The 20,890-nt window shown below is 59.8% G+C and carries 16 protein-coding genes and 1 pseudogene; 12 read left to right on the top strand and 5 right to left on the bottom strand.

The features are described 5' to 3' along the window. Positions 1-14: 14 nt before the first annotated feature. Positions 15-1,268: a multidrug efflux RND transporter periplasmic adaptor subunit MexE gene (mexE, locus tag CAF74_RS06440; RefSeq protein ID WP_085745736.1), complete on the bottom strand. Its 1,254-nt coding sequence runs from the start codon at positions 1,266-1,268 to the stop codon at positions 15-17. A 429-nt stretch (positions 1,269-1,697) separates the two neighbouring features. Here mexE and gcvA point away from each other — a divergent pair, with 429 nt between their 5' ends. The 3 genes from gcvA to CAF74_RS06425 all read left to right on the top strand — a co-directional run bounded on the left by gcvA (position 1,698) and on the right by CAF74_RS06425 (position 4,298). Then, positions 1,698-2,603 (top strand): transcriptional regulator GcvA, encoded by a 906-nt coding sequence (gene gcvA / locus CAF74_RS06435; protein WP_085745735.1) that lies wholly within the window; start codon positions 1,698-1,700, stop codon positions 2,601-2,603. A 75-nt stretch (positions 2,604-2,678) separates the two neighbouring features. Further along, positions 2,679-3,506, top strand: coding sequence for a DMT family transporter (locus tag CAF74_RS06430; protein WP_085745734.1), 828 nt, complete (start codon positions 2,679-2,681; stop codon positions 3,504-3,506). 30 nt (positions 3,507-3,536) lie between these two features. Continuing rightward, the gene (locus tag CAF74_RS06425; protein ID WP_085745733.1) at positions 3,537-4,298 is read left to right on the top strand and encodes an SDR family oxidoreductase; all 762 of its coding nucleotides are present in this window, start codon (positions 3,537-3,539) and stop codon (positions 4,296-4,298) included. A 37-nt stretch (positions 4,299-4,335) separates the two neighbouring features. Here CAF74_RS06425 and CAF74_RS06420 read toward each other — a convergent pair whose 3' ends face one another. After that, positions 4,336-5,304 (bottom strand): AraC family transcriptional regulator, encoded by a 969-nt coding sequence (locus CAF74_RS06420; protein WP_085745860.1) that lies wholly within the window; start codon positions 5,302-5,304, stop codon positions 4,336-4,338. Positions 5,305-5,406: 102 nt separating this feature from the next. Here CAF74_RS06420 and CAF74_RS06415 point away from each other — a divergent pair, with 102 nt between their 5' ends. Continuing rightward, the gene (locus CAF74_RS06415) at positions 5,407-6,657 is read left to right on the top strand and encodes an MFS transporter (RefSeq protein ID WP_085745732.1); all 1,251 of its coding nucleotides are present in this window, start codon (positions 5,407-5,409) and stop codon (positions 6,655-6,657) included. A 58-nt stretch (positions 6,658-6,715) separates the two neighbouring features. Here CAF74_RS06415 and CAF74_RS06410 read toward each other — a convergent pair whose 3' ends face one another. Next, entirely contained in the window at positions 6,716-7,630 is a 915-nt protein-coding gene (locus tag CAF74_RS06410) for a LysR family transcriptional regulator (protein WP_074690647.1), read from the bottom strand. A gap of 270 nt (positions 7,631-7,900) precedes the next feature. Between CAF74_RS06410 and CAF74_RS06405 the strand changes: the two genes are divergently transcribed. The 4 genes from CAF74_RS06405 to pgm all read left to right on the top strand — a co-directional run bounded on the left by CAF74_RS06405 (position 7,901) and on the right by pgm (position 14,122). After that, complete coding sequence (locus CAF74_RS06405) at positions 7,901-8,923, top strand: zinc-dependent alcohol dehydrogenase family protein (protein WP_064381679.1); 1,023 nt, start codon at positions 7,901-7,903, stop codon at positions 8,921-8,923. 547 nt (positions 8,924-9,470) lie between these two features. Beyond that, a complete protein-coding gene (locus CAF74_RS06400; protein ID WP_085745731.1) occupies positions 9,471-10,919 on the top strand; it encodes a hypothetical protein in 1,449 nt (482 codons plus the stop codon). 49 nt (positions 10,920-10,968) lie between these two features. Continuing rightward, a complete protein-coding gene (locus tag CAF74_RS06395; protein ID WP_085745730.1) occupies positions 10,969-12,399 on the top strand; it encodes a PLP-dependent aminotransferase family protein in 1,431 nt (476 codons plus the stop codon). Between the two features lie 76 nt (positions 12,400-12,475). Continuing rightward, positions 12,476-14,122 carry a phosphoglucomutase (alpha-D-glucose-1,6-bisphosphate-dependent) gene (pgm, locus tag CAF74_RS06390; protein ID WP_085745729.1) on the top strand — a complete coding sequence of 549 codons (1,647 nt, stop codon included), beginning with the start codon at positions 12,476-12,478 and terminating at the stop codon, positions 14,120-14,122. Positions 14,123-14,183: 61 nt separating this feature from the next. Here the strand turns inward: pgm and CAF74_RS06385 are convergent. After that, positions 14,184-14,880, bottom strand: a pseudogene (locus CAF74_RS06385) (pirin family protein). 278 nt (positions 14,881-15,158) lie between these two features. Here CAF74_RS06385 and CAF74_RS06380 point away from each other — a divergent pair. Further along, positions 15,159-17,633 carry a UvrD-helicase domain-containing protein gene (locus CAF74_RS06380; protein ID WP_085745728.1) on the top strand — a complete coding sequence of 825 codons (2,475 nt, stop codon included), beginning with the start codon at positions 15,159-15,161 and terminating at the stop codon, positions 17,631-17,633. A gap of 57 nt (positions 17,634-17,690) precedes the next feature. On the opposite strand, the gene CAF74_RS06375 is transcribed toward CAF74_RS06380, so the two are convergent. Then, entirely contained in the window at positions 17,691-17,963 is a 273-nt protein-coding gene (locus CAF74_RS06375; protein ID WP_011334086.1) for a DUF1652 domain-containing protein, read from the bottom strand. A gap of 263 nt (positions 17,964-18,226) precedes the next feature. Here CAF74_RS06375 and CAF74_RS06370 point away from each other — a divergent pair, with 263 nt between their 5' ends. Genes CAF74_RS06370 through CAF74_RS06360 form a run of 3 tightly spaced genes read left to right on the top strand, consistent with a single transcriptional unit; the run spans position 18,227 to position 20,874 of the window. After that, positions 18,227-19,042, top strand: coding sequence for a helix-turn-helix domain-containing protein (locus tag CAF74_RS06370; protein WP_085745727.1), 816 nt, complete (start codon positions 18,227-18,229; stop codon positions 19,040-19,042). Between the two features lie 51 nt (positions 19,043-19,093). Then, the gene (locus CAF74_RS06365; protein WP_085745726.1) at positions 19,094-20,500 is read left to right on the top strand and encodes an FAD-binding oxidoreductase; all 1,407 of its coding nucleotides are present in this window, start codon (positions 19,094-19,096) and stop codon (positions 20,498-20,500) included. A 29-nt stretch (positions 20,501-20,529) separates the two neighbouring features. After that, positions 20,530-20,874, top strand: a complete 345-nt coding sequence (locus CAF74_RS06360) for a cupin domain-containing protein (protein ID WP_085745725.1) — start codon at positions 20,530-20,532, stop codon at positions 20,872-20,874. Positions 20,875-20,890: the final 16 nt, after the last annotated feature.

The following is a 20,890-nucleotide window of genomic DNA, read 5'->3' as shown; positions in this document are numbered from 1 at the left end:
GGAGTTGTCGTCCCTTAACCGCGTGGGGTCGCAGCAGCCAGCTTCACAACCGAACCCGGCGCGCCTTTGGCAGGTGCGACTTTGGGCAGGTTGCTGGCTTCCAGCGCTTGTCGTTGTTGAGCGAGAGCGGCAATGGTTTGCTCGCTGGCCATGGGGATCACTTCAGGCGAAACCGGGGAGCCAGGACGAACCCGTTGCAGACCCTTGACGACGATCGTGTCGTCCTTGTTCAGGCCGCTGCGCACGATACGCAGGCCTTCGATCTTCGGCCCGAGTTCGACCGCGCGGTAGGCGGTCTTGTTGTCGCCATCCATCACCAGCACGAACTTCTTGCCGAGGTCGGTACCGACCGCTTCGTCGTTGATCAGCATGGCGTTGTAAGTGCCGCTGCCGACCAGTTTCAGGCGTGCATACAGACCCGGGGTGTAGGTGCCGTCGCTGTTGTCGAACACGGCGCGACCACGGATGGTGCCGGTCTTCGGGTTGACCTGGTTGTCGACGAAGTTCATCTGGCCCAGGTGCGGGTTGCCGTCTTCGTTGGACAGGCCCATGTACACCGGAGTGGTTGCACCGCGCTGACCCTGACGGGCGAGTTGGGTGTATTTGAGGAATACACGCTCGTCGGCGTCGAAGTAGGCGTAGACCTTGTCGGTGGACACAACGCTGGTCAGCGGGGTGGTGTCGGCGGTCACCAAGTTACCGGCGGTAATCTCGGCACGGCTGACGCGGCCACTGATTGGCGCAGTGACGCGGGTAAAGCTCAGGTTCAGTTTGGCCAGGTCCAGTTGCGCTTGCAGCGCGCCAACAGCAGCACGGGCTTCTTGTGCAGCGCTGGTGCGCGAGTCGGCCAGTTCAGCGGAGATCGCGTTGCTGGCACGCAGGCGTTCGCCACGACCGGCTTCGTTTTCACTGCGGGTGGCATTGGCGCGGGCCTGGGCAACCAGGGCTTCGAGGCGGCGGACCTCGGCCTGGAACGGACGCGGGTCGATCTGGAACAGCAGGTCGCCTTTCTTGACCAGAGCACCTTCGGTGAAGGCGACTTCGTCGATCTGGCCGGAGACCCGCGGACGGATTTCAACGGTTTCCGGCGCTTCGAGGCGCCCGGTGAATTCGTCCCACTCGTTGACCGGTTGTTCCAGCACCTTGGCCACGCTGACCTTGGCAGCAGGCATGGTGGCGGCGGTTTCCGGAGTCTTGCCGCAGGCGCTCATCACCAGCACGGCCAACAGAGCCAACGGGAAGCGCAAATGTTTGAGTGATTGTTCCATGGATGCATCCGCCAATGTATTGAAGATGGGCGGATGATGCTCGGCGGGTAGATGGCAAACGAATCGAATGACACGAAGGTAACTATCATTCGGAATGATATAAGCCCGAGGAAAGCCCTCTAGCATGCACCTTTCGTTAGGAGGCTATCAATTGGCTTGATGACAATTCTGTGTTGCGCGATCGGCAACTGTCGCAGGCGAAATTGCGCGGTGAGGATTATGCGGCGATTAAATATTCCGCTGAAGTTACCGAGCCTCGACATCCTTGCGGAGCATATGGCGCTTGTTTACAAAGACCTCGCCTGGCTGCTGGAGCAATACGCCAACATCAAGAGTCCTGTTACCCGGAACAGGCAACCCACAACATTTCGCTCTAACATGACCTGATACTCATGCCTCGATGTTTTGCCATTCCCGGACCCTGTGTTTATGAGAGATCTACCCCCGACCGCGACCTTGCGGGCTTTCGAAGTATCCACCCGGCACCCGACGTTCACCGCCGCCGCGCAGGAACTGCATGTGACCCAGAGCGCGGTCAGCCATCAACTGCGACACCTGGAAGAACTTTGGGGCTTGCAGCTGTTTGAACGGGGCAAGTCGTTACGCCTCACACCTGCGGGCGCTACGCTGGCGCCGATTGTGCGCGAGTTCTTCATGACCCTTACGGCGACGCTGGCCGATTTGCGTGAGCAAAAGGGCAGGGTGCGGCTCAGCGTCAGCACGACCTATTCCTTTGCGTTGAAATGGTTGCTGCCACGCTTGCCGAACCTGGCCCGCCAGCACCCGGAACTGTTGGTGTCGCTGGACACCACGGACAAGGTCATCCATTTCGCCAGCAGCGAAGCCGATGTCGCGATCCGCTTGGGCAAGGGCGACTATCCCGGGCTGTATTCACAGTTTTTGTTCGGTGAGCAGGTTTTCCCGGTGGCCAGTCCCGAACTGCTGCAACGCGTCGGAATGCCTGGCAGTCCCGCCGACTTGTTGCAGTTGCCGCTGCTGGCTCGCGACGGTGCCGAACTGGCGCCGAAATGGGAAGCGTGGTTCCAGTCCGTCGGGCTGGCGTTTTTGCCGCTGCGGGAAAGCGTCAGGTTTGGCGATACCAATATGACGGTCGAGGCGGCTTTGCTCGGCCATGGCATTGCTCTGGTGCGCAGCGGGCATGTCGAGAAGGAAATCGACGATGGCCGTCTGGTGCGGCTGTTCGATGTGCCGTTTCAGTCACCGCTTGCCTACTACTTCGTTTGTCCCAAGGGCGTTGAGGTACAGCCGCACATTGTGAGTTTTCGCGAGTGGTTACTCAGCGAGGCACTTAAAGTGCGCGGCGACCTCGCTTAAAGTATGAAGAATCGCTCATGGCGCAGTGAGGAGTCTTCTCTGTAATCCGGCCGTTCGGGCTGCCTAAAATGGCCAATGCCTACTCATCTCGTCCTCCTTGTCCTGTTCGCCGCGCTGCTGCACGCCAGCTGGAACGCGCTGCTGCGCGGCGGTGCCGATCGGCTTTGGTCGATGACGGTGATGTGCGTCGCAATCGCCATAGTCTGTGCAGTCGCCGCGATGTTCATGGTGGCGCCTGCACCTCGTAGCTGGGGATATGCACTGCTGTCGGCATTGCTGCACGTTGGCTACAACCTGTTTCTGGTGCGCAGTTACCGGGTCGGCGATCTTGGGCAGATTTATCCGATTTCGCGCGGTTCTTCGCCCGCGTTGATCACGCTGGGCGCCGCATTGTTTGCCGGCGAAACCATCACCCCCGGCGAATTGCTTGGCATTGCGCTGGTGTCAGGCGGAATCATTTCGCTGGCTTTTCGGGGACGCAGGCTGTCGGTGCCCAGCCTGCCTTACGCATTGGGAACCGGCTGCTTTATCGCGGCGTATAGCGTGGTCGATGGCATTGGCGCGCGGCTTTCCGGTGCACCGCTGGCCTACACGGTGTGGATGAGCGCCTTGTGGGGCGTGCTGATGCCGGTGGTCTACATCGGTTTGCGCGATGCCCGCAGCCTGTTTTCGATTCGGCCCGGAATGTTCGCTGCGGCAATGGGTGGGCTGGTCTCTCTGCTTGCTTATGCAATCGTTATCTACGCGATGAACGAAGCCCCGCTGGGCGCGGTGTCAGCCTTGCGCGAAACCAGCGTGCTGTTCGCGGCGTTGCTTGGTTACCTGTTCCTCGGTGAAACACTTACCGTCCGCCGGATGCTGGCCTGTGTGGTGATCGCCAGCGGCGCGATCATCATCGGCTGATTCGGCTTTATTTGCTCAGGAGTAGTTTTCATGGTCAACGTCTCGCAGGCTCCGCTGATTCTGATCACGGGTGGCAGTCGTGGAGTAGGCGCCGCCACCGCCCGACTCGCTGCTGCCCAAGGCTACGATGTCGCGATCAGTTACGTTGCCAATGAGTCCGCCGCGCTGGCGGTGGCGACGGATATCGAAGCGATGGGGCGCAAGGCGTTGGCGATGCGCGCCGACAGTGCCGATCCCGAGCAGGTCGCGAGTCTTTTTACCGAGATCGACCACACGTTCGGGCGAATCGATGTCCTGGTCAATAACGCTGGCGTGCTGGCGCAACAGTCGCGTCTGGAGGACCTCGGCTTCGAGCGCATGCAACGCATCTTTGCGGTTAACTCCCTCGGGCCGATACTGTGCGCCCAGCAGGCCGTAAAGCGCATGTCCCTGCGGCACGGCGGTGCGGGCGGCGTGGTGATCAATGTGTCGTCGGCCTCGGCCCGTCTGGGCAGTCCGAATGAATATGTCGACTACGCAGCATCAAAGGGTGCGCTGGAAACGTTCACCATCGGATTCGCCAAAGAGGTCGCCCGGGAAGGAATACGCGTCAACTGTATTCGACCCGGACATATCTATACCGATATGCACGCCAGCGGCGGCGAGCCGGGGCGGGTCGATCGGGTAAAGGACTCTATCCCGATGGGGCGAGGCGGGCAGCCGGAGGAAGTGGCGCGGGCCATTTTATGGCTGGCTGGCGCAGAGGCATCATTTGTTACCGGTACATTCCTCGACGTAACGGGTGGTAAATGAGTCAGAGGCACGGATCGTCGACTCCTTGCGCTCGAGCTCAAGTAACCGCCGGTTGCCTCGCCTTGCGACTCAAACCCGGTGTCCTGCCCGTAATACGCTTGAATGCACGACTGAAAGCAGCCTGGGAGGTATAGCCCAAACGCTGCGCCACCTCTTCAATCGGCAGTCTTTCGAGCGTCAGCCACTGGCTTGCAAGCCGCATTCGCAGTTCGGTCACGTAGCGCAGCGGAGACATGCCAATCGTGACCTGGAAGCGCTCCGCAAATACAGAGCGCGAGGTATTGCAGTGCTCTGCCAACTGCGCAACGGTCCATTCGCGGCCCGGTTGTTGGTGGAGCGCAAGCAATGCACCGGCCAAGCGTGGATCGCGCAAGGCGGCGATCAGCCCGGAAGCATTGCCGCAGGCGCATTCAACCCAGCCGCGAACGACCATGGCGGCCACCACGTCGGCCAACCGCGCGAGGATACCGGCGAAGCCGACACGGGCGGCGCTGACCTCGCGCTCCATGGTGGTCAGGATCGGCACCAGCCCGGGATAACGCTGGCCACCGGCATCAATCAGCATCAGGCCCGGCATCAGCCGGCCAAGGCCATGGATACTGCCCAGTTCAAACTCCATGCAACCACTGAACAAGATAGTGCTCGGCGTTGGGCTGGCATCCGCTCCGGTATCCACCGCGCTGACGGTGTCACCCAAGGTTTCGCCGCTTAGGCGGTCGATGTCTTGAACAGGCGCATCCGGATGGGAAAACAGTTGATGGGCCGCGCCATGGGAGATGAACACGGCGTTGCCAGCACACAGTGCGTAGGTGCTGCCATCTTCCATTCGCAGTACCGCATTGCCGACGGCCATGAAGTGGAACCAGGCGTGCCCAGGTTTTTCCGCGAAGCTCAATCCGAACGTTGGACCCGCCTGGATACGCCGGTATTCAACGCCACGCAGGCGCATGCCGCGCAACAGCTCGTTGATGAGGTCCGAGGAAAGAGCAAACTGATCTGCAGGCATCATTCAGGTGTTTTGGTCAAAAAGTAGAGACTTTGAATCATAGATCATCCGGTTTTCGGCGCCTAGACTTCGGCTCGCAATGACCATTTGGAGATCTGTGCAATGACTGACTGTGTATGTAACGCCGTATCCGACCGCCATTCAGGCGTCGGCGCGGACTTGGAACCTGCGACGCCCGCGTGGATGGCCGTCTTCTCGTTGGCAATGGGTGTGTTCGGATTACTGACCGCTGAATACCTGCCGGCGAGTTTGTTGACACTGATGGCTACCGACCTGGGAGTGTCCGAAGCGCTGGCTGGCCAGGCGGTAACGGTGACAGCCGTGGTGGCGCTGTTCGCGGGCTTGTTGGTGCCAGGTCTGACCCGCGGCATCGACCGACGTTGGGTTTTGCTGGGTTTTTCCACGTTGATGGTGGCCTCGAATCTTTTGGTGGCCGTTTCCTCCAGCTTCGCGGTGCTGTTGTTGATGCGCATCTTGCTGGGTATTGCCCTTGGCGGGTTCTGGAGCATGGCGGCAGCGGTAGCGATGCGTTTGGTGCCGAGTGCCTTGTTGCCTCGGGCGTTGTCGATCATTTTCAGCGGCATAGCCATTGGGACGGTGGTGGCAGTGCCGCTGGGCAGTTATCTGGGCGGGTTATATGGCTGGCGCTGCGCGTTCTTTGCAGCGGCGGCGGTAGGCCTGGTGACCCTGGCTTTCCAGTCGCTCACTCTGCCGCGCCTCGCGCCGCGCCGGCCGGCAAGACTGCGCACCGTTTTCGAGGTGTTGCAGCGTCCGGGCATCGCCATCGGCATGTTCGGCTGTGTACTGGTGCACAGCGGGCACTTTGCGATGTTCACTTATGTTCGGCCATTCCTTGAAGGGACTACCGGCATCGGTCCGCAAGGGTTGTCGCTGATGCTGCTGGGGTTCGGTGCGGCGAACTTCGTCGGCACGCTGTTGACCGGCAGGCTGCTGGAGCGCCACCCGCTGGCGACGCTGGTGTTGATGCCCGCGCTGGTCGGTGTCGCAGCACTGGCGTTGGTGCTGTTGCCGGCCTCGGTGCCGGGGCAGGCGGTATTGCTGGCGATCTGGGGTCTGGCCTTTGGTGGTGTGCCGGTGGCGTGGTCGAACTGGGTCGCCAACGCGGTACCTGATCAGGCGGAAAGCGCCGGGGGCATGGTGGTGGCCTCTGTGCAGTCCGCCATTGCAACGGGCGCGGCCGCTGGCGGTGCGATGTTCAACCTCGGAGGAAGTGCAGCCGTGTTCGTAGCGGCTGCCGTGCTGATGCTGCTGGCCGCGTTACTGATTGCGCTGCGTGTCCGCGTGCCTTCTGTCCATGGCGTTCGCCAGGCCAAGCCTGCGTTGCACCTTTGATGCGGTTTGCCAAACCGCTTCAAGTCCGTCCGTAATCAGGAGATATTCCAATAGAAGCCTAGAGACTGTCAGGGTCCCCAAAAAACATCTGAATCCGCGACCGCAACCACCGCTCACCCGGATCGTTATCCTGCGACCCACGCCACGCCATGTGCAGCTCGAAAGTGCGTGTCGGCAACGGTGGATCTTCCGCGCGAAGACCACCAGCCGCCGTCAGCGCTTCCGCCGTGTAATCGGGGACGGTCGCGACGATGTCGGTGCCCGCCAGCAGCGTACCCAGTCCGTTGAACTGCGGCACCGCCAGGACCACATGCCGTTTACGTTCGAGTTTTTCCAGCTCTTCATCGACGAAACCACTGAGGTCGCCGGCGAACGACACCAGCGCATGCGGTCGGGCGCAGTAATCGTCGAGACTCAACGGTCCCGGCACAGTATCGGCGCGCAGCAATTTGGGTGCGCTGCGGCGCAGGACCTTGCGTTTGGCGTTGGCCGGCAGGTCGGTGGTGTAGCTGACGCCGATGGAGATTTCGCCGGAGGCGAGCAGGCCGGGCATCAGGATGTAGTTGACGCGGCGCACCACCAGCACGATGCCGGGTGCTTCGGCGCGCAGGCGTTTGAGCAGCATTGGCAGCAACGCAAATTCGACGTCGTCCGACAGGCCGATGCGAAATACTGAAGTGCTGGTGGCGGGGTCGAATTCCGCTGCGCGGCTGACGGCTGTCGAAATCGAGTCCAGGGCCGGGGAGAGCAGGGCGAAGATTTCCACCGCGCGGGCGGAAGGCTCCATGCTGCGCCCGGTGCGCACAAACAAAGGATCGTCGAACAGGCCACGCAGGCGCGAAAGCGCCGCGCTGATCGCCGGCTGGCCGAGAAACAGCTTTTCCGCCGCACGGGTCACGCTGCGCTCATGCATCAGCGTTTCGAACACGATCAACAGGTTGAGGTCGACACGACGCAGGTCATTACGATTCATCTGGAGTCCTGGCAGAGTCATCAAGCTTGACGAGAGCGACCATATGAGAACAATGGCCGGCATGAATCTTACGGGGAAAGGCTGGTAGTCTGCACCGGGTAATTCAGCTTTACTGAGAAGGCGGCAGCAGTTTTTTCATGGATTTTTTCAATGCTGACCATGCTGCGGAATCAATGACAGGCATGTCGACTATTAATAGCCACTGATAGTCTTGGCTGGAAAGCCCAGATAGAGTTCATGGCATTAGAGGTTACTTTGACGAGGTTTGCGATGTCCCGCACGATCCGTTTTCACAAGTTTGGTCCAGCCGAGGTGCTCAAATGCGAAGAGCATGCGGCTGCTCAGCCAGGTCCTGGCGAAGTGCAGGTGCGTGTCGAGGCGATCGGCATCAGCTGGTATGACACGCTCTGGCGCCAGAATCTGGCGTCGTCCCAGGCGCGTCTGCCTTCCGGCCTCGGTCATGAAATGGCCGGCGTGGTCACGGCGATCGGCGACGGCGTCGAAGATCTTGCCGTGGGCGACAAGGTGGCCAGCTTCCCGGCCGAGAGCCCCAACGATTACCCGGTCTACGGCGAACTGATCGTTCTGCCGCGCACCGCGCTGACCCGTTATCCGGACGTGCTCAGCCCGATTGAAGCCAGCGTGCATTACACGCCGCTGTTGATCGCCTATTTCGGTTACGTTGATCTGGCACGGGTCAAACCCGGGCAGTTCGCCCTGGTGACCGACGCCAGCCACTGTGCCGGTCCGTCCTTCGTCCAGTTGGGCAAGGCGCTGGGTGTACGGGTGATTGCTGCCACCAAAACGGCGGAGGAACGTGAGTATCTGCTGTCGCTCGGTGCCGAGAAAGTGATCGTCACTGAAGAAGAAGACTTGTTGATGCGGATCAACAAGATCACCGACAACCGCGGCGTCGACGTGGTGTTCGACGGTCTCGGCGGGCCTCAGATGTCGCTGCTCGGCGATGTGCTGGCACCCCGTGGCAGTCTGGTGCTGTACGGCCTGCAGGGCGGCAACCAGACGCCGTTCCCGGCCTGCGCAGCGTTCCAGAAGAACATTCAGTTCTTCGTGCATTGCATCGGCAACTTCACCGGCAAACCGGAGCTCGGCATCATTCAGGATCACGTCGCCTTGCAGCGTGCCTTGCGTGATATCAACCAGCTCACTGCCGACCGTGTGCTGCTGCCGCTCAAGACTCGTGTGTTTCCGTTCAACGAGTTTGTCGAAGCTCACCGCTACATGGACGAATGCCCATGCCGCGAGCGGGTTGCCCTGCAAATCGAAACTGCCTGACCCTTCCAATCAGAGTCCGTGGCCGCACGGACTCTTGTGCGTTTAATCCTTCAGATATCGAGAAGCCCCTGGGCCATACGCCTGGGGACGTTCAGCAACTGAACTGGTTTTTGCTCTCGATCTGTATCTTCTAATTGCCCTCCAGACCCTGATAATTGAATGACTACTTTCATCTCAAGGAATGAGCTATGTCTGTGCATTCTATTTGTTCTGTGCAGTATCAATCTGCTGTTTATCAGCGCATCTCAAACTTTTGTTTAAAGTTTGTAGGCGTGTCATGTAATCCCTTCTTTTTTTCTTGTGCTCATCATGTGCAGGGGCTTGTAAGAAGTTTCCTAGGAAAGTTCGACCTTGCAAGGAGCCCAGAAACTACGGGGCTTTCGGTCACGCCCTTCGTGATTTCAAAATGCCGCGCGCTCAACTGTTTCAAATAACTACAAAAGCTTAAGTGTTAGCATTTCAGCGTCTATTAATTAATGAAGAATGATTGTGCGTCCGCCATTTGCGTCCGTGCGATATAAAACCTTTGATACCGGGTGAAGTACTGATGAGCACGATCCATGATCAGGCAATGAATTATGTCTACCAGCAAGTATTGCAACGACTGCTGAGTTTCTTTTCCCGTGCCGAGCGCACGGCATTGCAGCTGTTGATCCAGCGGCTGGCGGTCGCTGCCGGTGGTATGGATCGCATCGGTGAATTCAAGGTGATGACGATTCAGTCCGGCACACGAGATTGCAGCTACAGCCTGGCCCTGTTGCGTGCTGCCCAGCTGAGCATTGCCGGGCGTGCACCGGCCACGTTCCAGTTACGGGTCGCAACCTTGCGGAGCAATGGCTTACCGGCTTCGGCATTGCACAATCTGCATCGCAGTTTCAGCGCCCTGTTTCTGCATGACGATCCGAGGGTCGAACTGTTGATGGTCGATCATCGCGAAATTCTGCCTTTCAACCATCTGACACCTGTCTGCGATGAAGGTCGTGAAGCCGGCAGAATCGACCTGTTGATGGTCGGGCATCGTCGTGGATGGAATGAGGAGCTGACGTTGTGGGATGACGAGTACTTGACCACCGCCGAGTTCTACGGTCAGGTCGCCCGATGGAACAACGGTGTCGATGCATTGATCAGTAGCGACAGCGCACACCGTCAGGAGCAGTTTCTCGATGGGCTGGACCGCGCAGTGCGCAAGGTCGGCATGGGCGATCTGTCGCGAAAGGGCGGCGGGTTCGATGAACTGTTCAGTCTGCTCGACAACATCGGCGGCGATTGTTATCGCGAACTCTACTCGCAAGACGATCGGGTGCCGTGGCGTCCGCTCGGCGAGTTCGAAGCCTGTCGTCGCACCAGCTATATCGGGATCGACGATATGGTCGTCGGCAAAATGGAGGAGCGCTGGCCCTTGCTCAGCGATTTTCTCGGGTTTCAGGCTGACGAGATGATGCTTGAAGCCCGCCCCGGCGAGTGCGCTGATCCCTTGATCGGCGGCTATTTGAAGGGACTGCAAGCCAGTTACATCGAAGGGAGTACCTACGAGGCCGGCGTATCGGACTATCTGCAGCAATGCCTGGCCACGATGCGCCGCAGGAACACGCCCGAGCAGATTTGCGAACGCTTCGTTGCCACGTTCGACAAAGATCTCGCCGAGCATCGGTCGCTGGCAACGTCGTCCCTGCAAAAGAATTTCAGTATCAATGAGTCGCAACTGGTTTGTCTGTTGTTCGCTCCCTTCAACAATTCCGGTGCCGGTCTCGAGCGATTCCTGCGCACTTGTCACCCCGGCATGCTGGTCGCCATGCCGGACCTGCACCGCGCCATGCAGGGTTTGCACGCGCCGGAGCAGGTCTTGCAATGGATGACTGATGTCAGCGGTTTGCCCCTGCGACTGATCTGCCGGTTATATGCAATGGGGGCTGTCCGGATGGGCGAACACGTCGCACAAGCTCAGGAGTTACCCGAGCACGAGGTCACTCTGGGCGACCGCTCGGCGGAAGGTTGAATGGGATTTTGTCGCCCGATCACACGGACACCTCTGCGGACGTACGCTCATGAGTGAGCCGAGAGAATCTGATTTTGCCTACCAGGCGGTCTATCGCTACCTGACGCAACTGATCAGCGAGCCGGGCAACCAAGGGGCGATTCGACTGCCATCGTTAAGGCAGCTGGCCGAGCGGTTGAACGTTTCGATATCGACTATTCAATATGCTTACGCGCTACTGGAGAAAGAAGGCCGGGTCTATTCCGTCGCCAAATCCGGATACTTCGCGCAGCCTGCATCGTCGGTCATGCCGCCCGGACGCGGCGGTGATTTGCTGGAAACGGTGTACGTCAATGCCAGGTGCACTGGCATGCAGGTATTGAGCGCCGATGAGCCGGCGTCGATCCAGCCCCTCGATCGCCCGTTGCTGATGCTTGAACGAGAGCTGTTGCGCCAGTATCCCCGGCACCTGCAAACGCCGGCCCAGCCTTGCGGAGAACTGGAATTGCGCACGTTGCTGGCGGCCCGCTACACGTCATCGGCCGCTCATTGCTGGCACGCTGAAGACGTCTACATCGGTGCCGATCTGCGAGGAGTGCTGGAAATCCTGATCGCCGTCCTTGAGCTGCGCCACGCAACCGTGGTGATCGAATCGCCGTGTGACTGGATGATCCTGCGCCTTTTCCAGTCCGCCGAGGTTCAGGTGATCGAGTTGCCGCTTCAGCCGGACGGGGCATTCGATCCGCAGAAACTCCAAAGACTGCTTGAAAGCGAGCGGGTGCGATTGATCCTGCTGTCCTCCAGATTGAACATGCCCCACGGTAGTCGTGTCCCGCCGGCCAGCCGTGAAGCCATTGCGCATTTGCTGCTGAGTCATGGCACCTGGTTGCTGGAAAATGATTGCCACGGCGACTTACTGGACGACGCCGAAGGGGAGCCGCTGCGCGAGTTGGTGGATCCCGACCGTCTTTTGGTGTTTTCCATGTTCGAAAAAATCATCGGGGTCGAAGCACCTTACGGTTTTGTCCTGTCGCGGCAATGGCGTGCGGACCTGCAGCGTCACTTCCTGCTGCGTTCGTTCCGCCTGTCACCGATCCGACAGAAAGCCATTGCCCGACTCTATGCGAGCGGGCGGGTCGACCAGCATCTGCCAGTGCTCAAGCACTTGCTCAGAGAGCGCCGAACGCAATGGATCGATTTGATACGTGAGCGTCTGGGCGACTTTCTGCAAATCGTGGAACCTGATGGCGGCGCAACAATCTGGCTGCATTCTGCGCGCCCGGTCGTGATGGATGCCGTGTTTCAACGGTTGCTCAAGCAGCACGTGCTGATTGCTCCGGGGGAGTTGTTCAGCCTCAGAGGGTTGCACGCGCAGCACATGCGTTTGAGCGCGATCGGTGGCACGGAACACGAGTTGTTAAGACTTGTCGGACTGCTTGGGGATGCGTTGCGACTGGCTCCGCGGACAGATGCGCGCAAACACTCGGCTTGTACGCAATAGACCCCATCGCACTCCGGACAAACTGCCAGTAAACTCCGGTGTAATTTCCTGAACCACTCTATTTCAGAGGTTTTGCATGACACTCAGTCCTTTTGCGGGCAAACCGGCACCGGCAGAACTGTTGGTCGACATCCCGCGACTGGTTACGGCGTATTACACCGGTCAACCCGACGCCTCGGTTTCCACCCAGCGCGTCGCGTTCGGCACCTCCGGGCACCGGGGCAGTTCCTTTGATTTGAGTTTCAACGAGTGGCACGTTCTGGCCATCAGCCAGGCGATCTGCCTGTATCGCGAAGCCCAGGGCATCACCGGGCCGCTGTTCGTCGGTATCGACACCCATGCGTTGTCGACCCCGGCCGGGGCCAGCGCCCTGGAAGTGCTGGCGGCCAACGGCGTGACCGTAATGATCGCCGAAGGCGATGAATACACGCCCACCCCGGCAGTCTCCCACGCCATTCTTTGCTACAACCGTGGTCGCACCACGGGCCTTGCCGACGGCATCGTCATTACGCCGTCGCATAACCCGCCTCAAAGCGGCGGCTACAAGTACAACCCAACCAACGGCGGCCCGGCCGACACCCATATCACCAAGTGGATCGAAGCCAAGGCCAACGAACTGCTGGCCAACAAACTGGCCGGCGTCAAACGCATCAGCTACGAGCAAGCGCTCAAGGCCGAAACCACCCACCGTCACGACTACGTCAACACCTACGTCGCCGACCTGATCAACGTCATCGACTTCGATGCCATTCGCGGGGCCAAACTGCGCCTGGGCGTCGATCCGTTGGGCGGAGCAGGGGTGCGCTACTGGTCGGCGATTGCCGAGCACTATCGTCTGGACCTGGATGTGGTGAACAAGGAAGTCGATTCGACGTTCCGCTTCATGACCGTCGACTGGGACGGGCAGATCCGCATGGACCCATCGTCCAGCCATGCCATGCAAGGCCTGATCGGTCTGAAGGAACGCTTTGACGTGGCCTTCGCCTGCGATCCGGATCACGACCGCCACGGTATCGTCACACCGTCCGGCGGCCTGCTGGCACCGAATAACTACCTGGCGGTGTCGATCGACTACCTGTTCCAGAACCGTCCGCAATGGCGCGCCGATGCTGCCGTGGGTAAAACCGTGGTCAGCAGCGGTCTGATCGATCGCGTGGCCAAGCGTCTGGGCCGTCGCCTGTACGAAGTACCGGTCGGCTTCAAATGGTTTGCCGATGGTCTATTCGACGGCTCGCTGGGTTTTGGCGGCGAAGAAAGCGCCGGCGCCTCGTTCCTGCGCAAGGACGGCGGTGTCTGGAGCACTGACAAGGACGGTCTGATTCCAGCCCTGTTGGCCGCTGAAATGACTGCCCGTACCGGTCGCGACCCAAGCCAGGCCTACCGTGCGCTGACCGATGAACTGGGCGAGCCGTTCTCGGTGCGTGTCGACGCCAAGGCCAATCCGGAACAGAAAGCGCTGCTGAGCAAACTGTCGCCGGAGCAGGTCACCTCGACCGAGCTGGCGGGCGAGAAGATCCAGAGCATTCTGAGCAAGGCTCCAGGCAACGATCAGGCCATTGGCGGTCTGAAAGTGATGACTGAAAACGGCTGGTTCGCTGCGCGTCCGTCGGGCACTGAAGACATCTACAAGATCTACGCCGAAAGCTTCATCGGCGACGACCACCTCAAGCAACTGGTGGCTGAAGCACAAACCCTGGTAGACGGTGCGATCAGCACCCAATAAATCCAGACTGCGAAAAAGGGCGACCCTGAGGTCGCCCTTTTTTGTGCCCGCGATTCGCCGATCAGGCCAGATCCACCAGCACGATCTCGCTGTCTTCCAGCGCCGTGACGGTCAACACCTGTTCATCAGCCACCGCCACACCGTCTCGAGCTTGTGCGCGCAAGCCGTTGACTTCAATGACGCCCGTGGCCGGAACCAGATAGGCACGACGCCCGGCATCGAGACGGTATTCAGCCGTTTCCCCGGCCTTGATATTGGCCGCCACCAAGCGCGCGTCGGCGCGGATGCGCAGGCTTTGATCGTCACCGTCCTTGCCGCTGGCGAGGGTCACGAAACCTTCGCGGTCGCCTTTCGGGAACGGTTTGGCGCCCCAGGACGGCGGTGCGCCGGTTTCGGTCGGCAGAATCCAGATCTGGAAGATCTTGGTGTCCGTGGCTTCCAGGTTGTATTCGCTGTGGGCGATTCCGGTGCCGGCGCTCATGACCTGCACGTCGCCAGCCTCGGTGCGGCCCTTGTTGCCCAGGTTGTCCTGGTGGCTGATCGCACCTTCACGCACGTACGTGATGATTTCCATGTCGCGGTGCGGGTGAGTAGGGAAGCCCGTGCCGGCGGCAATGATGTCGTCGTTCCACACGCGCAGGTTGCCCCCAGCTCATGCGTTGCGGATCGTAGTACTCGGCGAACGAAAAATGGTGATGGGCATCCAACCAGCCGTGATGGGCGCCGCCCAGCGAGCTGAAGGGTCTGAGTTCAAGCATGATCGTCTCCTCAAAAGGTTCGTCATGGGGCGCGATGCCTGAGCCACGAAGCGAGACCGGTGATTGATGGTAGCCATCATCTATCAGTCAACCATCGAGAAAAAGCGTAAAAACTGCGGCATTCCAATCGAATCGGTTGATATGAAAAAGGCTCGAAACCGTCTCATCCCACCTTCAATTCATCGCCTAAACCAATGACCTGTAAGCATTTCGCTAGAACAAAAAAGCAAATGCAGACACCATAGTCCTCAACAGCCTCACATCCGGAGTCCGTCAGCGTGGCGCAACACACCCCCGATCTTCCTCCCGAACTTCGTCCCTTGGCCGAGATGCCCTGGTTCAAACGCCTGGCGGCGCGTTTTCTTGGCCACGGTCTGACGCAACTGCGCGCCCAGCACCGGGCTTCGTGGCTGCACGGTCAGGCCGACGGCTTTCGCAGCGGGCATACCGCCGGCGTGGATTACGGGTACAAGGAAGGCAGGGCTGACGGGCTGGAGGAGGGTCGCCAGGTCTTGTTGATCCGCGACAGTCGCAATACCGAGCATCGCCCGCCGGGTATCGACAATCACTTGTTCGACGACTGGCGTCTGCCGCTCAGCGCAGAACTGAAGAAGCGCATGAAAGCCGATGTCGCGCGCCTGCTGCCAGCCCACGCCCAGCCAAGCGTGGCGCAATGGAAAATGATTTTCAGCGATACCCCGTCAACCTCGGTGATTGCCGGCGCCGGAGCCGGCAAGTCCACCACGCTGGTGCTGCGGATCCTGCTGCTGACTCACTACCTGGGTTTTGAGCTCGATTCGATGACCGTGGTGACCTTCACCCGCGAGTCGCGCAAGGACTTCATCAACAAACTGATCGAACTGTTCGCATTGTGGGGCCGGGCACTCAGTCAGAAAGACGCGCGGGATCTGGTGCGCACCTTTCACTCGCGGATCCTGCCGATGGTCCGCAGCCTGCCGGGATTCGAGCGCTTGCAGGCATTCGAAAACCTCAGCCAGCGCGCGCCGGGTGCGGATGAAGACGTCGACAGCAATCCGTTCGATCTGCGCATCAACGACGCACAGCGCCAGCAGCTCAACGCCTGCTACCACCGGCTCTACAAGGAAGACCCGCGCTTTGCGCAACTGATCCAGCCATTGTCCCGGCACGCCTTGCAGCTCAAGGAGCTGGAACGCGATCACCCGGACGTGCAAAAGCGCGTGGCAGTGACAGAGCTGGCGGCCCGGCGCGATGAAGAGCTGTGCGACATGATCGAGGACATGTGGCTCCGCGCCGGCGCCTGGCCGATCAAGGGTATCGAACCAAGCCGCGAGACTTTCGAAATCAACGGTGCTTCGTTCCATTGCCACGGCTACATTCCAAGCCTGGACGCCTGGGTCGTTCTGGGTTTCGACCCTCGGGAAAACCCGCAGGTCTGCCGTCCGAACGCCAAGCTGACGGTACGCGCGGAGTGGGCAGTCAAACGCACCCTGTTTCAAGCTTTCTGTCGTAAACCATTGATCTGGCTTGATAGTTACGAGTCATCAAAGCGTTTATTGGCCACGCTGGCAGGCGATGTCAGCGCCGGTCCCGGCTTCGATTACAAGGTCAAGGGCGAGCTCGCTTCCGCGCCGTTGCTCGACTGTTTTGTCACCGCCGCAGGTTTCATCGAGAACCTGGGCCTGGATGTGCCGGACGCCGTTGGCCGTATGAGTTTCGCCAAGGACGATCCGGACCGGTTTTTCTTCGAAGCCTTGAGCCTGTTCTGGCGAGCGTTGGAAGACCATTTGCTGGATCAAAAACCGCCGGTCATGACCTACAACCGCATGTTCGCGCTGTTCAGCGAGCATTCACCGGAAAACTTCAAACTGCTCAGCGATGAGCTGTTGCGGCCGATGTCGCACCTGATGATCGACGAGTTTCAGGACGTTTCACCGCAAATCGTCTCGTGGATTCGCGCCAGCCTCTCGGAAATCCGCAGTCGCGGGCCGGCCATGCACGTCGGACGAGGTGCACAGCGATCCTCGCTGCTTTGCGTAGGCGATGACTGGCAATCGATCTACGGCTGGCGCGGCAGTTCGCCGAGTTACTTCATGGAATTCAACAAGGAATTCCCGTCGCCGAGCACGACGAGGGTGATGCTTAGCGAAAACTATCGCAGCCATCAGCACATTATCGACGCGGCGGAGCACATCGTTCGTGCGGCACCGGCGATTCCCGGCAAGAAGGCCAAGGCCAGCGGCGAAGAGAAGCTGTTGCATCCGGTCAACGTGCTGGAGCGCGACGATCAGGCACTCGGCCAGCGCCTTGCAGAACACTATCGAAAGGGCGATTCAATCCTGATGCTCTATCGAAAAAGCAGCGATAAGTTGTTGATAGAGCAGCATATTCAGTCTGTAGTTAATGTGGATTCGAGCTTGCCATACGAGTCCCGACGCCTGAAACAACTGACCTATCACAGCGCCAAAGGTCTGCAGGCCGACGCGGTCTTCCTGCTGGGCGATTGCCAGCACCTGACCAGTTCGCCGTACAAGAATCAGGTGTATCGCATGGCCGGACTGGGCAAGGCTGGTGACAGCGAGCCTTATGACAGTGCGCAAAAAGACGAAATCCTGCGCCTGGCCTACGTCGGTATCACTCGTGCAGTCAGCCATTGCTACTGGTACGTCGAGCCGCAAGACACCCAGGCAGTCAACATGCCTCGGGCTTCGGACCGGGTCGCCAAAGGCAAACCGTTCTTCGTCGATCATCGTCCGGAAAAGAAAACGGCCTGAATCCAACGCCCATGAAAAAGCCCGCACAAAGCGGGCTTTTTATTTTAAATCAGCTAGTTACGCGTAACTCTTGAGAGATTCTGGAGGAATAAAAGCCTCCAATTCGTCCTCGACGGCCTCGATTATTCGCTCCACATCCGCCGCGTTCATGACCGTGGCACAGGGAATGCCGGCGATCGCGATCAGGGTTTCGCCGCTGGCCCGATCGAACAGGCGCGCGACCAGACTGCCCGGCGCATCCATGGTCGCCTCGAAACCCATGGGATGAAAATGCCAGCGCATGAGCTGGCAGGCATTGGGAAACGTGACTTTGCTTGACCCTTTGTTCATGTGTTGCCCGCCTTCTTCATCGAGCGCTTCCGTTTGCTCATGTTAGGTGGGAAGAGCCTTCATTGGCTCAACCGGTGACTGCTTTTAAAAGTAGCATCTGAATGTGAAATTCCTGTGAGAATTTTCAGTTCATTTAGCGATTGCGAGGATTCTTTTGATGTAAGTCACGATCCACCCAATCGTCGCCAAAGTGCCATTACGGTCGGGTTGTTGATGCAACGCCAGAAGTTGGGCAAGCTCGGTTCTTTTTCCAAGAGTCCCTTATGCACGCCGATGATGACGGCCCGGAACAGACGCGGGCCACGGCCGAAACGGTCATGCGCTATCACCTGTGCTGGAAACACCGGGACCTGGATGGCGTGATGGCGCTGTACCACCCGGACATCCAGTACAACGATTTTTTCCAGAACCGCGTGCTCGGCCTCGACGAGTTGCGCGAGTACGTGCGGGTCAGCATGCCGCGCGAATCCGACGAAGCGCTGGAGCATTGCGACCGCATCCGCATCGACGGCAATACCGCATTCATTCAGTACGAAGTGACATTGCGCGGCGGCAACGGGCTGGTGTCGTTTCGCTCCAGCGAAGCGATCACGGTCAAGGACGGGCAGATCTGGCGGGTCAACGAATATGCTTCGCTGGTGCGCGAGCAGGCCGATAGCCCGACGACAAGCAGCCAGCGTCCGGCGGTGAGTCGACTGGGGCTGTCGCCGCGCCAGTTGAGTTTCATGGCCGATGACTTGCAGCAGTATTTCCAGCGTCAGCAGCCTTATCTCGACCCCGAGCTCGACCTGCAGCGGGTGGCGAAGGAGTGCGGGTACAGCCGCAATCAGATTTCCTATTTGCTCAATCAGGTGCTGGGGCAAAGTTTCTACCGCTACGTCAATCAGGCGCGTCTGCAACATCTATTGCAGTCGCTGGACAACGCCACGCCGCCGTTGCGCATCGATGAACTGGCCTTCGCCGCCGGTTTCAATTCGCTGTCGGCTTTCTATAGCTGCTTTCGCCAGCACACCGGCCAGTCGCCCAAGGCCTACGCGAAGCAAATTTCTTTGCGGACACGCGCGCAAGACAATCCCTGAGTTCTGCCTCTAGGATCGACGCCATCGAAACCTGGATTGGCGGAGTCTTGCATGCCGGCGTGGCGCACTATCAGTTTGTGGATGGACCAACTCGACGAGCCGCTGATCGCGCGCCCGTCGCTTGCGCAGGATCTGGACGTCGACGTGGCGATCATCGGTGCCGGTTACACCGGGCTGTGGACGGCGTACTACCTGAAACAACAGGCGCCAAACCTGAACATCGTCATCATCGAAGCGCAAACCGCCGGGTTTGGCGCGTCCGGTCGCAATGGCGGCTGGTTGATGGGCAATCTGCTGGGTGAGGATCGCCTGCTGGCGGGCCTCTCGCCACAACAACGCCGCGCTTCGTTCGATCTGTTGCACAGCATCCCTGATGAAGTAGAAGTCGTCCTCGAACGCGAAGGCATCGATTGCGATTACCGCAAGGGCGGGGTGCTGTACTGCGCCGCGCGTTATCCCGAGCAGGAAACCAGTCTTCGCGACTACCTGAAAAAGCTCCACGCTCAGGGCCTGACCGACGACGATTACCGCTGGCTAAGCCCCGAACAATTGGCGCAGCAGATCCGCATCGCCAAACCTTACGGCGGCATCTTCGCGCCCCATGTGGCGACCATTCACCCGGCGAAACTCGTGCGCGGCCTGGCGCGAACCGTTGAAAGCATGGGGGTGAAGATCTACGAAAACAGCCCGGTAACCCATTGGCAGGCCGGCAGCCTGCGTACTGACAAGGCCAGCGTGCGCAGTCGCTGGATTGTCCCGGCCATCGAAGGTTATTCCGTCACGCTGCCACCGCTGGGCCGTTATCAATTACCGGTGCAGAGCCTGATCGTCGCCACCGAGCCGTTGTCCGCCGCGACCTGGGATGCAATCGGCCTCAGCCGGGGGCAGGCGTTCAGCGAATTCAGTCGTCAGGTCACTTACGGCCAGCGTAGTGCCGATAACCGTCTGATTTTCGGCGCCCGTGGCGGTTATCAGTTCGCCGGCAAGTTGCGCCACAACTTCGACCTGACCCGTGATGAAGTCGACCTGCGTCGCTACCTGTTCGGCGAGCTGTTCCCGCAACTGAAAAACGTCCAGATCACCCACGCCTGGGGCGGCAACCTCGGCATGTCCCGGCATTTCAAGCCGCACATGCTCTGTGATCGGGCCAACGGCATCGCGCTGTCCGGCGGCTATGGCGGGGAGGGTGTCGGCGCTTCCAATCTGGGTGGGCGCACGCTTGCGGATCTGATTCTCGAGCGCGACACCGAGCTGACGCATCAGCCGTGGGTGCTGCCCGACGGCGGGATCCACGCGCTGCGGGCATGGGAGCCGGAACCGTGCCGCTGGCTCGGCTACAACGCGATCATCAAAAGCTTCGTCCACGAAGACCAGACCCTGGCCAACCCGGCGACTGCGCCCTGGCGGCGCAAGCTTGCCAGCCAGGTGGCCGGGTTCATGGAAGGTTTCATGCACTAATCGTTGTTTACTAGCAGACAGGTAACGCCATGAGCATCACCCAATTCAAGAACACCGCCACGTTGCAGCTGGAAGAATCCAACCCGGTGGCCGTGCCGCTCGGCACGCCGGTGGCGATTGCCTCGACCACCAGCGTCGAGCGCGACGACGGCGTCGAAACCGGCGTCTGGGAATGCACCCCCGGTCGCTGGCGCCGTCAGATCACCGCTCAGGAGTTCTGCCATTTCATTTCCGGTCGCTGCACGTTCACCCCGGACGACGGCTGCGAACCCCTGCACATACAAGGTGGCGACGCACTGATGTTGCCGGCCAACACGCTCGGGATCTGGGACATCGAAGAAACCGTGCGCAAGACCTATGTCCTGATTTTCTGACGTTTTGATCCTTTTG

This window comes from Pseudomonas sp. R45(2017), from assembly GCF_002112305.1.
Classification (GTDB): Bacteria; Pseudomonadota; Gammaproteobacteria; order Pseudomonadales; family Pseudomonadaceae; genus Aquipseudomonas; species Aquipseudomonas paraglycinae.
This window is presented reverse-complemented; position numbering and strand designations above follow the sequence as displayed.

Bases quoted from the DNA above. Each gene is read 5' to 3' on its own strand.
- gcvA (WP_085745735.1), top strand. From the start codon at position 1,698: ATGAGAGATCTACCCCCGACCGCGACCTTGCGGGCTTTCGAAGTATCC.
- CAF74_RS06430 (WP_085745734.1), top strand. From the start codon at position 2,679: ATGCCTACTCATCTCGTCCTCCTTGTCCTGTTCGCCGCGCTGCTGCAC.
- CAF74_RS06395 (WP_085745730.1), top strand. From the start codon at position 10,969: ATGAGTGAGCCGAGAGAATCTGATTTTGCCTACCAGGCGGTCTATCGC.
- CAF74_RS06400 (WP_085745731.1), top strand. From the start codon at position 9,471: ATGAGCACGATCCATGATCAGGCAATGAATTATGTCTACCAGCAAGTA.
- CAF74_RS06365 (WP_085745726.1), top strand. From the start codon at position 19,094: ATGCCGGCGTGGCGCACTATCAGTTTGTGGATGGACCAACTCGACGAG.
- pgm (WP_085745729.1), top strand. From the start codon at position 12,476: ATGACACTCAGTCCTTTTGCGGGCAAACCGGCACCGGCAGAACTGTTG.
- CAF74_RS06405 (WP_064381679.1), top strand. From the start codon at position 7,901: ATGTCCCGCACGATCCGTTTTCACAAGTTTGGTCCAGCCGAGGTGCTC.
- CAF74_RS06410 (WP_074690647.1), bottom strand. From the start codon at position 7,630: ATGAATCGTAATGACCTGCGTCGTGTCGACCTCAACCTGTTGATCGTG.
- CAF74_RS06360 (WP_085745725.1), top strand. From the start codon at position 20,530: ATGAGCATCACCCAATTCAAGAACACCGCCACGTTGCAGCTGGAAGAA.
- CAF74_RS06420 (WP_085745860.1), bottom strand. From the start codon at position 5,304: ATGCCTGCAGATCAGTTTGCTCTTTCCTCGGACCTCATCAACGAGCTG.
- CAF74_RS06425 (WP_085745733.1), top strand. From the start codon at position 3,537: ATGGTCAACGTCTCGCAGGCTCCGCTGATTCTGATCACGGGTGGCAGT.
- mexE (WP_085745736.1), bottom strand. From the start codon at position 1,268: ATGGAACAATCACTCAAACATTTGCGCTTCCCGTTGGCTCTGTTGGCC.
- CAF74_RS06375 (WP_011334086.1), bottom strand. From the start codon at position 17,963: ATGAACAAAGGGTCAAGCAAAGTCACGTTTCCCAATGCCTGCCAGCTC.
- CAF74_RS06415 (WP_085745732.1), top strand. From the start codon at position 5,407: ATGACTGACTGTGTATGTAACGCCGTATCCGACCGCCATTCAGGCGTC.
- CAF74_RS06370 (WP_085745727.1), top strand. From the start codon at position 18,227: ATGCACGCCGATGATGACGGCCCGGAACAGACGCGGGCCACGGCCGAA.